Below are 13,277 nucleotides of genomic sequence, written 5' to 3'. Positions count from 1 at the left end.
TGCCTGCCCCAATCCGGCCGCGTTGGACACGACCTTGCCCTGTGGAACAATTCACGGGCTGGATTAAAGCGAAGCCGTGGCGGACTGTCCAGCGGCACGAAACTGGCCGGTCAGGTGCAGGGCGTCAACCCGCCGCCTTCATCCAGTGTTGCATCGTCGTCACCGAACGGGCGAGCTGCGGCGCCGGATGGATCGTCTCGCTGAACGTGGCGGCGGCACGCCAACCCCAGCGCGGATCGGCAAGGAAAGCGCGCGCCAGCGCCACCATGTCGGCGCGGCCCTCGGCGATGATCGCCTCGGCCTGCCTGGGATCGTCGATCAGGCCGACGGCGCGCGTCGGAATGTCTGCCCCATTGCGCACGGCTTCCGCCAAGTGCACCTGATAGCCTGGGCCTGTCGGCAGCTTCTGCAACGGCGAATTGCCGCCGCTGGAGCAGCAGAGATAGGCGACGCCTTCCGCTTTAAGCGCCTTGGCTACCTCGATCGCATCCTCGACATCGAAGCCGCCGTCGACCCAGTCCTTGACCGACAGGCGTGCGCCAAGCATCAGCTTCGGGGCTGCCTTCCTCACCGCCTTGGCGATCTCGACAGCGAAACGCATGCGGTTTTCCAGCGAGCCGCCCCAGCGGTCGGTGCGCTGGTTGGACAGCGGCGACAGGAACTGGAAGATCAGATAGCCATGCGCCGCGTGCAATTCGATGAAATCGAAGCCGGCGCGCTCGGCCCTCCCTGCGGCATCGGCGAAGTGCTGGATGACCTGAAGGATCTCGTCCTCCTCGAGTGCCCGTGGAACCTGCCAGCCAGCATCGTAGGCAATGGCCGAGGCCGACACGACCGGCCACGGATCCTGGTCGGGCCGGAGCGGGCCGCCACCTTCCCACGGCCTCTGGTTGGAAGCCTTTCGGCCGGCATGCGCAAGCTGCGTGCCGAATTTCGTTCCGGGCGCGGCAACGCGCTTGGCGGCGTCGAGCGCGCGCTTGGCTGCAGCCTCGTTATCCTCGGAATAGAGGCCGAGGCAGCCATGCGAAATGCGGCCACGCCGCTCGACATCGGTCATCTCGACGGTGACCATGCCGGCGCCGGACATGGCGAGATTCATCCAGTGGTACAGGTGCCAGTCGCTGGCGGAGCCGTCTTCGGCTGAATATTGGCACATCGGCGCCACGGCGATGCGGTTTGGAAAGGTCAGGCCGTCGAGCGTGATCGGCTGGAAAAGCAATGCAGTCATGAAGGAGACTCCGATACGGGGGTAGACCGCTATCTAGGCAATCGATCAAGCCCGCACCAGACACGAGGCGGTGAAACGATAGGTCTGGACCAATCGCTGGCCGGATTGCGCGCGCGCCGGTTCGCGGTTACGCCTCACAACCGCAGCATGGAGATCACGATGGAAGATCGCATTCGCATCCGTTCGGAGGAGGTACTTTCCGACGATTGGGCGGTTCTGAAAAAGACCGTGCTCGATTATCGCCGCCGCGATGGGCAGTGGGAGACACAGATCCGCCAGACCTACGATCGCGGCGACGGCGCGGTGATCCTGCCCTATGACCCCGCACGTTCGACGGTGCTGTTGGTGCGGCAGTTCCGCTATCCGGCCTATGTCACCGGCCACCGCGAACCGCTGATCGAGGCGTGCGCCGGCCTGCTTGACGAAAACGATCCGGAGACCTGCATCCGCAAGGAAGCGGAAGAGGAACTCGGCTATCGGCTGAAGGACGTGGAGCGGTTGTTTGCGCCCTATATGAGCCCCGGCAGCGTGACTGAGCGGCTCTGGTTCTTCGTCGCGCGATATTCGCCGGCCGACCGTATCTCGGCGGGTGGCGGCGCACCGGAAGAAGGCGAGGACATCGAGGTGCTGGAAATGTCGCTCGATGAGGCGCTGGCCGGAATTTCCGACGGCCGCATCATCGATGCGAAAACCATCATCCTTATCCAGCACCTGAAGCTCAACCCAATTCGGGCTTGACTGGCATAGCGACAGCCGGAGTCAGGTATTTTAGCTGTCGCTTGACAAGGCGAGCGTCCGCACTGCTACTGTTGGAGATCGAACGGGCAGGTGGAAGCGATGAGGCTTTTTTGTTTGGTCCTGGCTGTGTCGGCGCTTTCGTGCATCGGGACAACAGCGTCCGCCGAAACGCAGACCAAGTGGAAGCCGTTTCAACCGTCCGGCGACGGATATCGTATTGAGTTCCCCGGCGTCCCCACGGTCAAAAGAGATACGTTGCCGAGCCGCGTCGGCCCCGCGCCGCACGTCGAGGCCGACTTGACCTCCAAGGGCTTTTCATACTCCGTCGAGCTGACGACCTATGCGTCTCCATCCGATCCCGAAGCCGTGCTCGATCTCATGGCCACCACGGTCGCCAAGGCGGGAAAAGTGCGCTCGCAGACGCGATTGGCTGTTGGAGCCGATCCCGCCCGCCGCTTCGATATCGAGCTCCCGGGCGGCAAGTTCATTGCCACGATGCTGGTGGTGACGGACGGTACGCACGTCTACCAGATATTGTGCACCTCTTCACGCGGGCAGGAAAACTCCGCCAGCGTCAAACACTTCACGAACTCCTTTGCTCTGGTACAGCAGTAGCCTGCCGACCTCTCGCTCAGAACGACAGGCCAAGCTTGGCCTTGAAGCCGTTGTCATGGACGTCTGCACCGAATTGCCCTGCATAGGAGAGCCCGATTGTGGCATTCGAGGCGAGCTGTACATCGACGCCAAGTTCGACGAGAGCGGCATCCCGGGCAATCGGTGCGCCGGCGATGGTGAAGGTATCGCCGCCTGCGAAGGCGAAGGTCGACAGCGGCGCGACGTCGCCAAAGGCGTGCCGCCAGCCAAGCATGCCACGCGCCGTCGCCTCGACGCCGCCAACCGTGAATCCGCTGGAGATCCTGACGCCCAGCGTGGTGAAGGTGGTGTCGGTGCTCGAGCTTTCGCTGGTCAGCGCCGCCGAGCCGCCCTTTTCGGTAAAACCATCGGTGTGCAGGTTGACGTAGGCAAGATTGACGAAGGGTTCGAAACCGAAGGCTCCGGCATCGCCCTTGTAGGCGAGCTCGCCATAGGCCTGGGCCGTACCGGCATCGTAATCCGTCGACAGTTGATCGGCGAAGCCGCCGAAGGAAACCGAGCGCGAGGTCGAGATGCGGTTCCACGCGTAAGCGGCACCTGCGCGAAAAGCGATCGCACCCCAGTTTGTCCCGCCATAAAGGCCGAGATGATAATTGTCGCTGTCGCCGGAGGAGCGACGGTCATCGACATCGAAACTTGAGCGGCTGTAGCCGCCGATCATGCCAAGCCGCCATGCACCGGCCATGCCATCCGCTCCCACCAGCAGGCCGGTGGTCGAGCGTTCGAGAGTGGCGGCGTTGCCGTCGCTGTCATGGCTGCCCCACGAGCCAAAACCCTGGCTCCAGACGGCAAAGCGGTCGGTGTCGGCGGCAACCATTTGCGGGCCGCCTTCGCCGTAGGCCATGAGCGGAATAGGGGGCGAGGAAATGCCGCCGAAGGCGGCGTCAAGACGATTGACGATGGCATCTCGGACAAAGCGGCTGTCATCCAGCAGGCCGCCCTTGATCGAGGCGTGAATTTCTCCCGAGAGCTGGTCGAATGCGCTGCGTGCGCCATTGATGTCGAGCAGTGCGACAGCTTCGTAGATCGGGGTGTTGAAGCCGAGGGATTCGACGCCGCCGCCGGCCGAGCGCTGGTTGGGCGTGCCGCCAATGGCGCCGAAGTCGATGCTGTTGCGCACCAGGGTGAGATAGACGTTGTTGCCGTCGTAGGTCAGGGTCGGGTCGAGGAATGCGAAGTTGCTGGTGGTGCCGGCGAAGGCACCAGTACGCCCGCCGCTGGCGGTCAGGATGGTGTATGTCATGCTCGGCGCATAGGTTCCGGACCCAGCCAAGACCGCCACCGTGCCGCCGTTCAACGTTGCGGTGCCGGTTACATCAAGCACTGCGCCGGTAGACGGTGTAACACCCATAGCCAAAGTCGAGCCTGCCTGGCTGGTGAAGCTGCCGGAGATGGTAAGCGCCCCGGACGACACGCGCACCGTGCCGGAATTCGTGAACGCGCCGACAAGCGTCCCACTGCCGGTCAACGTGCCGGCCGACCGCACCGTGATCGTCGGGCTGGTAAGTGTCCCCGCGACAGTCAACGTGCCGGATTGAACCTCTGAACTGGTGGAGAAAGTGCCGGCGTCATTGAGCGTCCAGGCGGTGCCCTGCATCGACAGGGTCTCGAAAGCGAGGAACCTGGCCGCGCTTTCGGTGCCGGTGCCGAGCAGCACAAGACTGTCCACCCCGGTTCCGCCCTGGACGACGCCGTTCAGCACCGAGCCGGTGTCCAGATTGAGAGTGCGCGCGTAGTTGCCGGAGAAGTTGATGGCGCGCACCGCGCCGGAAATCGTTCCGCTGTTTGTCACGGTGCCGGCCCGCCCCAGATAGAGCCCGTCGCTCGATGCCGACCGGATGGTACCGGTGTTTATGAAGGTGCCGCCGCCGGTCGCTTCCACCGCGCGGGCGCTCGTGCTTGAGCCGGTCGATTCGATGATGCCGTCGTTGGTCAAGGTGAGCGGTGCGCTGGCGCTGGCATAGACGCCATTGAAGGTCCCGCTGATATGACCCGTTGCGTTGTTGGTCACCGTGCTTGCCCCGCCCTGGACCAGGACACCCGTCGCGAAGCCCGATCCGGTGTTCGTGATGGTGCCGGAGTTGATGACGGTTCGCGACGTGCCCTGGCCGACCGACACCGCGTTGCTGCCGTTGTTGGCCGAGATGGTGCCGCCCGCGAGGTTGGTCACCGTGCCGCCGAACAGCAGGGTGACAAGATCGCCGCTTGTCCCGGTCTGGGTGATGGTTCCGGCATTGGTGACTGTTCCCGGACCTGCAGCCGCCGTGCCGATCCTGATGCCACTGTGACCCGAACTGATCGTCGCGCCCGCCTTGTTGTCGACGCTGCCGCCGCCGGTCATCCAGATGGAGTTGCCGTTCGCATCGCTGGTGATCGTGCCGAAATTGGTGACCGAGGAGCCGTTGACGGAAAGCGAAACGGTATTGGCCAGAGAAGACGAGATGGAACCGTTGTTCGTCAGTCCCCACGCGCTTGTTGTCGCGTAGATCGACGAACTGCCAGAGATGTTGGTCACCGTGACGCCCGGTTCGACCTCGGCTGTACTGCCGGTTTGAGTGTCGAGATTGATGCCGGTTCCGACATTGGCGGTGACATTGACATCGGCTGCGCGCACACCGCCCGACATTGCCAGGGGCATGAGCGCCGCTGTCGCCAGCCACACCGCTCGGCGCAAAGCTCTGCCGTCCGCCCGGCGAGGGCGGTCACAAATCCTGTTCTTCAACTGTAAGCCCCGTTGCCTCTGGCCGTTTGACCGGCGCGATTCAGACCCGCAATGAGACGACGCTAAAACAGATCGTGCTGCGGCGCACCTAACTGAAAAGATAGGGTGGAGAACGCGACGTGGTGGCGAATAGTTTTGAGCAAAAGACGTGGATGGCGGGGCGGGTACGGCTCTAAACCGTGCCCGCGAGCACCAGCAGGGCCACGGCTTCGCTGCGGCTGCGGGTACCCGCTTTCTTCTTGACCTGCTCCACATGGTAATGCGCGGTGGCGGTGGCGATGCCCAGAATGATGCCGATCTCCGCGTCGGTCTTGCCAGCGATGACCCAGCGCATGCATTCCGCCTCGCGGGGTGTCAGGTGGATCGGGGGACGCGTGCTCTCGTCAAGCCCGATGGACGCATGCGCGCGGTCGTGCACGGCAAGCGCCATCGTGTGCAGCAGCGCGCGTTCTGTCTTGCTCATGGAAACCGAATTCAGCGACGCCAGGGAGACGAGCCCCTGGTAGCCTGCCGGCCCATGGATGGGGATGCCCATCACTTCGGACCATCCGTAGGCCTTGGCCGCCTCCAGCACCACCCTGCCTTCGACGGTGAAGCTGCGCGCATCGCCGATCTCGCTCCACAGGAACGGCGCCATGCGCCGGCGCGTCTCCATGATGATCGGGTCGATCTCGAAAAAGCCATTTGCGAGATAGAGTTCGAGCCAATCACTCGGCCAATTGTTGAAGTAGAAGCGATGCACCCGCGTACCGCCGACGCCAACCCATGCGCCGCCAGCGGACACCTCGAAGCCGAAGAGGTTGATGACCTCCAGGAAGCGCTCGATCACCTTGGCGGCATCGGCCTCTTCCGCGCAAAAATCGAGAAACCGCAACCCTGCAGCCTGCCTCATCTGTCGCCCCTCTTGCCCGGACTTTCAATAGTCGCAGGAAATCGCCTGAGATCAACCGCTTGCCCATCGGATAACAGATCTGATGACGATGAGGCGCTTCTAGAGTCCCCGATAGGGGATCTGTAAACCCCACGCCTTTAGGCGGCCTGGGATCGGGGCGCTTCGGGTGTAGACTGGCTAGATGGAAGGGTACAAGCGTGGCAGCGACACGGTTTGGGACTGCAAATACCATCTGGTTTGGGTGACGAAGTACCGCTATGCGGTGCTTGGCGGCGACGTTGGGCAACGGTGCCGGGAACTGCTGCGCGAGACAGCGCAGGCGCATGAGATGGTTGTGCATGCCGGATCGATCAATCGCGACCATGTGCATATGCTTGTGTCGATCCCGCCGAACCTGTCGGTATCGCGCACCGTGCAGCACCTGAAGGGGCGCAGTTCGCACAAGCTGCTGAGCGAGTTCGGGATATTGCGCAAGCGCTACTGGGGCCAGCACCTGTGGGCGAGGGGCTACTGGGTTGCACGAGTGGCAACGTGACCGACGAGATGTGGGTTGAGTACATTAGGAACCAGACACCACCCGAGCCCGACGACAACTTCAATGTCACGTGAGTTCGCTCCCTGTCCGCTCGTGGCGGACTGATCCGGCTTTAAGCCGTAACCTGAAGCCACCACCTTTCAGGCGGTGGAGCATTCACGTGCGGATCCAGTCGGGCGGATACCGATCATCGATCACTGTCTTATGCGCGTGGGCCGGAGCGAACCAGTTCTGTGGTGCGACGACCAATTTTCCATGTGCTCTGCCGAGCCAAGCTCCCCACCAGCTGAAGGTGGAGTTGGCGATGATGAAGTGCTCGCAGAGCGACATCAACCTTAAGTCCTCGTGCGCCGAGTTTACCCCTGCCGGCATAGTCGGCCAGTCGCCGAGTTCCGCTCCGGCTGCGGCCTGGTCGTCCGAGAACAGGAAATATGTAGGATCAGCAACCGCCGTTTCGATCAGGCGACGGGCTCGCTGGTAGTAGTCCGCGCCCAACAAACCATGAAAAGCCATGGTCGCTGGCTCTAATGCGTAATCGCCACGGCGCACATGTATCGCGACCGGGTGATTGGCTTCGCGGATTGCCGCTTCAACTTCGACGTTCCGGCGCGCGAGTTTGTCGGTATCGAAGGCATTGCGGATAAGAGTCTCGCGTCCCTCGAAATAGCGCCACGACTGGAAATAGCCGTCGAGGTAACATGTCGATGTTACGTCATTGAACCTGGCATCAAAGCGGCCAAATTCTTCCTCGAAGAATACGCAGCCCCGGAAGTCTCTGCTTTCCTCCGCGCCAAACCAGCGAACTAGAGCCCGCAACGTCCCGCGAGCCCTCGGGCTCTGGCACTCGGCCCACGTTAGGCCAAATTCGCGAAGTCCCAGCGGGCGTGTGATCGAGCGTGCCGCGCCTGATGACCTGCAGCGCAATTCGCCGCCAAGTCGATCAGCGAGCGCGAGTCCGGCAGCATACTGAAAAAGCTGATTGCCCAGGCCGCCGCGCAGTTCAATGCCAACGACTGGATGCTTTGTTTTCATCCCGCTGCCATCGTCACCCTTCAAGGGAGGGTAACCCTTGTAGACTCCACCGTTCAGCCGGGCGCGGTGATCATCAACAAGTCGGCCTACGATCTCACCAACGGCCGCTTCGTTTACGCTCAAACCTAACGCTGCCTGTTGCAACCCTATCCCTTCAGCGAGCCCCCGATCAAGCGCGGGTTAGTGCGCACCCCAAGTCCCCTTCACCGGGGCCTTTTCTCTTGGAGCCCCAAGGGAGGGGTAGTGCGGCAACCAGAATTTCGATGGCAATGCCCTTCGCTTCACATATGACCAAATCTTGGGACGCGCTTTTCTGAAGCCATTCGGCCAGCGACGCATACGAATAGACTTCATCTTCCAGTCGCTCAGCCATATCTCAATCTCCTATATTTGATGAGGCGGGGAGGGATGAGACGATCAGGATTGCAGCGCGAAGGATTTCGTTCTCGGCCCGCAATCTTCGGACCTCCGCACGCGCTGCTTCCTCGCTTTCCTTGATGGCGTCGACCGCGCATGGAAGGCAGTGACGGGCGCGCTTGTCGAGGCCTATGGCGTTCTCCTTGCAGCGAGAGCATGTGCCCATGTAGCTACCCGGAGCGTAGCCGGCCAGCGGCCATGTTGGCTTCCTATGTGCCGCCGCGTCTTTCCATTCGCTGAGGTCTGTCACAGGTCGCCTCCCAGGAATATTCGTTGAACAGGTTTTGCAAAACACGAAGGACTGGCTGCAAAACATTGGGTTGACGTTTCCGCCCGAAGCCTTGAAAAGCAACGGGTGCGGACGTGGCGGAATTGGTAGACGCAAGGGACTTAAAATCCCTCGATCTCTGATCGTACGGGTTCGATTCCCGTCGTCCGCACCATGCTGATTTTTCTTCTCAATTCATGCCATTGGGCGAACCGGGGCTCAAATTCCGTTGCTGCAAGCCATTGCGCCTTGGTGCTCGATAAGTGTGTTGAACGCCGTTCGTCTCAGATCCGCTGCGGCAGTCTCGATCGGTCTATGATCCACTCCGTCATCCGCATGATCTGAGCATCGGCCGCGCGATTGTCGGCGCAGACGCAATAGTAGCTCCGCGATGCCTCGATTGCCGTCTCGAACGGCCTGACCAGCCTTCCCGAATGGAGGTATTCGGAAGCAAGGAAGTCGCTGACCAGAGCCAGCCCGCGCCCTTCCAGCGCTGCGGTTATCGCCATCATCAAGGTGCCGAAATATGCATTGCGCGAGGTGACGTGCGAGACATTCGCCGCTGTCAGCCACCGCAACCATTCGCTGCCGTCGTCCTCATGCAGGAGCCAATGTTCCGTCACGTCGCGTGGCGATCTCAACGATGGCGAGGCGTTCAGCAGTTTTGGGCTGCAAACGGGTCGCAGGACGACATTGGCCATGAGGCTCCAGGAAAAGCCTTTCCAGGGTGGTGAACCGTAGACGATCGCGATGTCGGTCGAGCGCCAGTCGATCTGGCTGAAATCGACCGCAGGGATCATTCGGAAGGAAGTAAGGCCCGCGACCTGGGCAAAGTCGAACATCTGCGTCGTGAACCATGAAACCGCGAGAGCCGGCGGTACGGCAATGGTGATAGATCGAGGTCCTACGGATGGGGCAGGCCTAGCAATTTCATCGACGCAGGTGTCGATCTCGGAAAAAGCTATCGCCGCCGAGCGCTGCAATGTCTTTCCAGATTCCGTCAGGCGCAGGCGCCGTCCGTCCCTGCTGAACAGGGCGACGCCAAGGCTGTCCTGAAGGTTGCGCAGCTGCTGGCTTACCGCACCGGGCGTAACATTCAGCTCGATCGCCGCCGCGCGCACGGAACCGACACGAGCAACCGCTTCGAAGACGCGAAGATAGGCCAGGCCGTGTGGGTGCTTCATCTCGATCGTTTAGCTGTGCTAATTCCAAACCGTATAAATCATTTGGTTTGTCAAAACAATTGGTGTGTCCTAGCCTCAGTGTCGAGCAACATGCGGAGGCGCCCCAATGACAGGAACAAAGTGGATCAGGTCGCGGCCTTTCGACTATCCCTACGACGGAAATCTCGACCCCAAGGTGACCGCGCTTCTCGTCATCGACCTTCAGGCCGACTTCCTGTCTTCCGACGGCTACTTCGCCAGGAAGGGTTATGACCCCGCGCCGTTGCGGGCGATCCTGCCGACGGTGAATGCCCTGATCGATACCGCCCGGGCGGCAGGCTGTCTGATCCTGCACACCAGGCAGGGCTATCGCGCGGATATGGCCGACATGACGCCTTACGAACGCTGGCGTCGCAAGCGGACGGGGCTCGAGGGAACCCAGGTCCTTTTGCGCTCGTCGCCCGGATTTGAGATCGTCCCGGAGATCGCCCTCCACGCCAGCGATGTCATCGTCGACAAGACCGCCAACGGCGCCTTCACCCATACCGACCTCGATCATGTCCTGCGGGCGAGGGGAATTACCCACTTGCTTTTCAGCGGCTGCACGACGGACGTTTGCGTCAGCACCACAATGCGCGAGGCGGCGGACAGGAACTATCAGTGCCTACTGATCGAGGATGCCTGCGCCAGCGGCGACCAATACGCCCATGACGCCGCCGTTCATATGGTCACCGTCGAGGACGGCATCTACGGCGTCGTCTCCAAAGCAGCGGACGTGATTGCGGGCCTTCGCGCACTGGACGCGCCCTCGGCCAACAGCTGATCGAAACCAACTGGACTGGTGCAATGCCATATTTCATTTCTCTGATGCGTCTCACGCAGCGGGGGCTCGACGAGATTGCCAACTCTCCGGAGCGGGCTCGGGTCAGCCGTGAACGCGTCGAAAATCTCGGCGGGCGCAGCGTCGCCCTCTATTCCACAATGGGTGCCTACGATTTCGTCCAGGTTTTCGAGATGCCGAGCGAAGCGGCGATGATGCAGTACCTGCTCGTCGCTCGTCAGGACGGTCATGTCGATCCGGTGGTGCTGCGTGCATTCGACGCCCCTGAATGGAGCTCGATTGTCGAGGCATCTATGAAAAGCCGAATTGCAACGGGGGAATTGCCATGAAACGAACGATGCACCGTACCTGCCACATCGCTTCTCTGTTGGGCGCAACGCTGCTCAGCCAAACCGCTCTTGCCGGGACAGATGCGCCCTCGTTCATACGCGACGGACACCTCACCGTGTGCACCTCGGCCGGTTTTCCGCCATTCACCTATATGGACAAGCCAACCGACACGCGGCCGGTGGGCGTCGACATTGACGTCGCCGACGCGCTGGCCAAATTCTGGGGCGCCGACGTCACGTTCGTCGTCTCGGGCTTCGATGGGCTTCTGCCGTCATTGCAGGCGAGCCGCTGCTCGCTCGTCATCAGCGGCATCTATCTCAACGAAAAGCGCCGTCAGTCCTATGATGGCGTGCCGTATCTGAAATCGTCGACGGTGATCGTCACTGCCGCGACGAACGATGCGATCAAGACCCCCGACGACCTTGCCGGCAAGTCGCTGGCGATCGAGGCCGGGACGTCTTATGCCGATGCGCCCGATGAGATGAACAAGACGTTCAAGGCGCAGGGCAAGGCGCCTGTCACCTTCCAGACCTATGAATCGCAGGTCGCCGCGACCCAGCAAGTCATGATCGGGCGAGCCGATGCGACGCTGACGGAGGCGGCAGAGGCTGGCGTTCGCGCCAAACAGACAGGTGACAAGATCAAGGTCGTGTACACCTATCCATCCGAATTCCAGTTCGGCATCTACATCCAGAAATCGCCGGAAGACCTGGCGTTGCTGAGGTCGGCGCTGAAGGCGCTGAAGCAGCAGGGAACGTTTGGCGAGATAGCGAAGACGTACAATTTTCCCGAGTCCGGCTTCGACGTGGATTACGGCTCGTAGGCAAGAAGAGCGGGGCCGACGTGCTTTTTGATCCGACCATTTTTCTTGAAGCTCTCGTCAGCCCCGCTTTGATCCAGGGCGCCCTGACAACGATCGGCCTGTCGATCTGCGTGCAGGTGACGGCATTTGCGCTCTGTCTGCCGGTGGCGATCGGCTTGAGCTCCAAGCGCGCTGCGGTCCGCTGGGTCCTGTTGGCCTATGTCTGGCTGTTCAGAAGCGCGCCCATGATCCTGGTGCTGCTGTTTATCTGGAACGGCCTGCCGCAGCTGTTTCCGATATTCCGCTCGTCGTGGTTCACACCGTTTCTTGCCGCCTACATTGGCATGACCCTGGTCGGCGTGGCCTATAATGCGGAGATCATGCGCGCCGCGCTTGGGTCGCTGGGGGCTGGTCAGAGGGAGGCGGCGGCAGCACTTGGGCTTACCAGGTTCCAGGCTTTTCGCCTGGTGGTCTTGCCTCAGGCCATGCGCATCGCCTTGCCGTCCCTGATGAATGAATTCATTTCCCTGCTGAAATCGACCTCGCTGGCTTACACGATCTCGCTGCGGGAACTGATGACAACAACCTCCCTCTCCATATCGGCAAGCTTCCGGTTCACCGAATGGTATGCCTGCGCGTTTCTCTACTACCTCGTCATGGTCTCCATCCTGACTCTCGCGCAAAGCTGGATCGAGAGGCGGATGTCCGCCCCATATTCCCGGAAGAGCAACGATCGGAATTCCGGCTTGCAACCCGCCCGCACCGCACCGCCATTGAACGGGAGCGCTCAGAACTTGTAGTTCAGATTGATGCCGACGGTATTCAGCTTCACGTCCTGATCTCGATCGGTAAAGCTGCTGTTTCCATCATAATGGTCGGAGCCGAAATCATAGTAGCGGTACTGGGCGCCGACCGTGAATTTGTCCGTCAGCGCATAGTCGACGCCCGCACCGATCGTCCAACCGGTATTCGTGCGGGTCCGTGAAAAGTCCGAACCTGAGTTCTGGCTGGTTTCGATACCAGCGAAGGCGACGCCACCTGTGCCGTAGACCAGGACGCGGTCCATGGCATAGCCGGCCTTTGCGTTGACCGACCCGAACCATTGTATGTTGGTGCCGAATGAATTTCCCGGGGCCGCATTGGCGGAGCCGTCGATGCCGGCATAGTTGAGATCCGCCTCGCCGCCGATCACGAAATGGTTGAATTGCCAAAGGCCGGCAACCTGGCCGCCGATGAATCCGCCGCTCAGATCGGGCGAGGAAAACGGTGTACCGTCTGTTCCTGTTATATCGGAGCTGCCCCAGCCATATCCTGCCTGCAGGCCGGCATAGTAGCCGGTCCAGTCGAAGCCCGGCGCGGTCATCGGCAGATCGACCGTCGGATCGGCCGCAAAAGCCGGTCCGGTGAGGGCGACAAGCAAACCCGCACCTGCAAGCGTTAGCCGACGCATCGAACTCCCCGAACGTCGATTCAGAAAAATCCGTAGGCTTTAGGGTAACCCCATTTGCGGGAAAACGGAATCAGATTTCCGTGCGGTCGATTCCTTCACGGTTTTACATCGATCCGAGGTTCACTCTTTGCATGGGGCGCATACCGGTCGCGGCCTCTGGCTACGCGCGCCGACATTTGCGAGACTGCCCGTAACCGAAGGAATC

13 protein-coding genes, 1 tRNA gene and 1 pseudogene are annotated in these 13,277 nt (G+C 61.4%); 8 read left to right on the top strand and 7 right to left on the bottom strand.

The window, feature by feature from the left end; all coding sequences use genetic code 11:
* Positions 1-124: 124 nt before the first annotated feature.
* Positions 125-1,228 (bottom strand): NADH:flavin oxidoreductase/NADH oxidase, encoded by a 1,104-nt coding sequence (locus ABVQ20_RS08785; RefSeq protein WP_354459118.1) that lies wholly within the window; start codon positions 1,226-1,228, stop codon positions 125-127.
* Positions 1,229-1,387: 159 nt separating this feature from the next.
* Here ABVQ20_RS08785 and ABVQ20_RS08780 point away from each other — a divergent pair, with 159 nt between their 5' ends.
* Both ABVQ20_RS08780 and ABVQ20_RS08775 read left to right on the top strand, forming a co-directional pair.
* Entirely contained in the window at positions 1,388-1,966 is a 579-nt protein-coding gene (locus tag ABVQ20_RS08780; RefSeq protein ID WP_354459117.1) for an NUDIX domain-containing protein, read from the top strand.
* Between the two features lie 90 nt (positions 1,967-2,056).
* Positions 2,057-2,581 (top strand): hypothetical protein, encoded by a 525-nt coding sequence (locus ABVQ20_RS08775; RefSeq protein WP_354459116.1) that lies wholly within the window; start codon positions 2,057-2,059, stop codon positions 2,579-2,581.
* A 16-nt stretch (positions 2,582-2,597) separates the two neighbouring features.
* Here ABVQ20_RS08775 and ABVQ20_RS08770 read toward each other — a convergent pair whose 3' ends face one another.
* Together ABVQ20_RS08770 and ABVQ20_RS08765 are read right to left on the bottom strand one after the other, a co-directional pair.
* Complete coding sequence (locus ABVQ20_RS08770; protein WP_354459115.1) at positions 2,598-5,258, bottom strand: autotransporter outer membrane beta-barrel domain-containing protein; 2,661 nt, start codon at positions 5,256-5,258, stop codon at positions 2,598-2,600.
* Positions 5,259-5,514: 256 nt separating this feature from the next.
* A complete protein-coding gene (locus ABVQ20_RS08765; protein ID WP_354459114.1) occupies positions 5,515-6,234 on the bottom strand; it encodes a LuxR family transcriptional regulator in 720 nt (239 codons plus the stop codon).
* A 181-nt stretch (positions 6,235-6,415) separates the two neighbouring features.
* Here ABVQ20_RS08765 and tnpA point away from each other — a divergent pair.
* Positions 6,416-6,843 (top strand): annotated as a pseudogene (tnpA, locus tag ABVQ20_RS08760) (IS200/IS605 family transposase).
* 82 nt (positions 6,844-6,925) lie between these two features.
* Here the strand turns inward: tnpA and ABVQ20_RS08755 are convergent.
* Both ABVQ20_RS08755 and ABVQ20_RS08750 read right to left on the bottom strand, forming a co-directional pair.
* Positions 6,926-7,945, bottom strand: coding sequence for an alpha-1,2-fucosyltransferase (locus ABVQ20_RS08755; RefSeq protein ID WP_354459113.1), 1,020 nt, complete (start codon positions 7,943-7,945; stop codon positions 6,926-6,928).
* A gap of 25 nt (positions 7,946-7,970) precedes the next feature.
* The gene (locus tag ABVQ20_RS08750) at positions 7,971-8,174 is read right to left on the bottom strand and encodes a hypothetical protein (RefSeq protein WP_354459112.1); all 204 of its coding nucleotides are present in this window, start codon (positions 8,172-8,174) and stop codon (positions 7,971-7,973) included.
* A 401-nt stretch (positions 8,175-8,575) separates the two neighbouring features.
* Here ABVQ20_RS08750 and ABVQ20_RS08745 point away from each other — a divergent pair.
* Positions 8,576-8,661: transfer RNA gene (locus tag ABVQ20_RS08745), tRNA-Leu, on the top strand.
* A 109-nt stretch (positions 8,662-8,770) separates the two neighbouring features.
* Here ABVQ20_RS08745 and ABVQ20_RS08740 read toward each other — a convergent pair.
* On the bottom strand, positions 8,771-9,670 hold the full coding sequence (locus ABVQ20_RS08740; protein ID WP_354459111.1) for a LysR family transcriptional regulator: 900 nt from the start codon (positions 9,668-9,670) through the stop codon (positions 8,771-8,773).
* Positions 9,671-9,776: 106 nt separating this feature from the next.
* Here ABVQ20_RS08740 and ABVQ20_RS08735 point away from each other — a divergent pair, with 106 nt between their 5' ends.
* Genes ABVQ20_RS08735 through ABVQ20_RS08720 form a run of 4 tightly spaced genes read left to right on the top strand, consistent with a single transcriptional unit; the run spans position 9,777 to position 12,422 of the window.
* Entirely contained in the window at positions 9,777-10,472 is a 696-nt protein-coding gene (locus ABVQ20_RS08735) for a cysteine hydrolase family protein (protein WP_354459110.1), read from the top strand.
* 23 nt (positions 10,473-10,495) lie between these two features.
* Positions 10,496-10,819: a GYD domain-containing protein gene (locus tag ABVQ20_RS08730; protein WP_354459109.1), complete on the top strand. Its 324-nt coding sequence runs from the start codon at positions 10,496-10,498 to the stop codon at positions 10,817-10,819.
* On the top strand, positions 10,816-11,643 hold the full coding sequence (locus tag ABVQ20_RS08725) for a transporter substrate-binding domain-containing protein (protein WP_354459108.1): 828 nt from the start codon (positions 10,816-10,818) through the stop codon (positions 11,641-11,643). Before ABVQ20_RS08730 ends, ABVQ20_RS08725 begins: the two co-directional genes overlap by 4 nt.
* A gap of 20 nt (positions 11,644-11,663) precedes the next feature.
* Positions 11,664-12,422, top strand: coding sequence for an amino acid ABC transporter permease (locus tag ABVQ20_RS08720; protein ID WP_354459107.1), 759 nt, complete (start codon positions 11,664-11,666; stop codon positions 12,420-12,422).
* Here ABVQ20_RS08720 and ABVQ20_RS08715 read toward each other — a convergent pair.
* A complete protein-coding gene (locus ABVQ20_RS08715) occupies positions 12,410-13,072 on the bottom strand; it encodes an outer membrane protein (protein ID WP_354459106.1) in 663 nt (220 codons plus the stop codon). The genes ABVQ20_RS08720 and ABVQ20_RS08715 overlap by 13 nt on opposite strands.
* Between the last annotated feature and the right edge of the window lie 205 nt (positions 13,073-13,277).

This window comes from Mesorhizobium shangrilense, assembly GCF_040537815.1.
GTDB classification, from domain to species: Bacteria; Pseudomonadota; Alphaproteobacteria; order Rhizobiales; family Rhizobiaceae; genus Mesorhizobium; species Mesorhizobium shangrilense.
Note: the sequence above shows the minus strand (reverse complement) of the source record. Positions and strands in the feature narration are given on the sequence as shown.

Coding starts and splice junctions, on each gene's coding strand:
- ABVQ20_RS08785 (WP_354459118.1), bottom strand. CDS start 1,228: ATGACTGCATTGCTTTTCCAGCCGATCACGCTCGACGGCCTGACCTTT.
- ABVQ20_RS08780 (WP_354459117.1), top strand. CDS start 1,388: ATGGAAGATCGCATTCGCATCCGTTCGGAGGAGGTACTTTCCGACGAT.
- ABVQ20_RS08770 (WP_354459115.1), bottom strand. CDS start 5,258: ATGCCCCTGGCAATGTCGGGCGGTGTGCGCGCAGCCGATGTCAATGTC.
- ABVQ20_RS08765 (WP_354459114.1), bottom strand. CDS start 6,234: ATGAGGCAGGCTGCAGGGTTGCGGTTTCTCGATTTTTGCGCGGAAGAG.
- ABVQ20_RS08750 (WP_354459112.1), bottom strand. CDS start 8,174: ATGGCTGAGCGACTGGAAGATGAAGTCTATTCGTATGCGTCGCTGGCC.
- ABVQ20_RS08740 (WP_354459111.1), bottom strand. CDS start 9,670: ATGAAGCACCCACACGGCCTGGCCTATCTTCGCGTCTTCGAAGCGGTT.
- ABVQ20_RS08735 (WP_354459110.1), top strand. CDS start 9,777: ATGACAGGAACAAAGTGGATCAGGTCGCGGCCTTTCGACTATCCCTAC.
- ABVQ20_RS08730 (WP_354459109.1), top strand. CDS start 10,496: ATGCCATATTTCATTTCTCTGATGCGTCTCACGCAGCGGGGGCTCGAC.
- ABVQ20_RS08725 (WP_354459108.1), top strand. CDS start 10,816: ATGAAACGAACGATGCACCGTACCTGCCACATCGCTTCTCTGTTGGGC.
- ABVQ20_RS08715 (WP_354459106.1), bottom strand. CDS start 13,072: ATGCGTCGGCTAACGCTTGCAGGTGCGGGTTTGCTTGTCGCCCTCACC.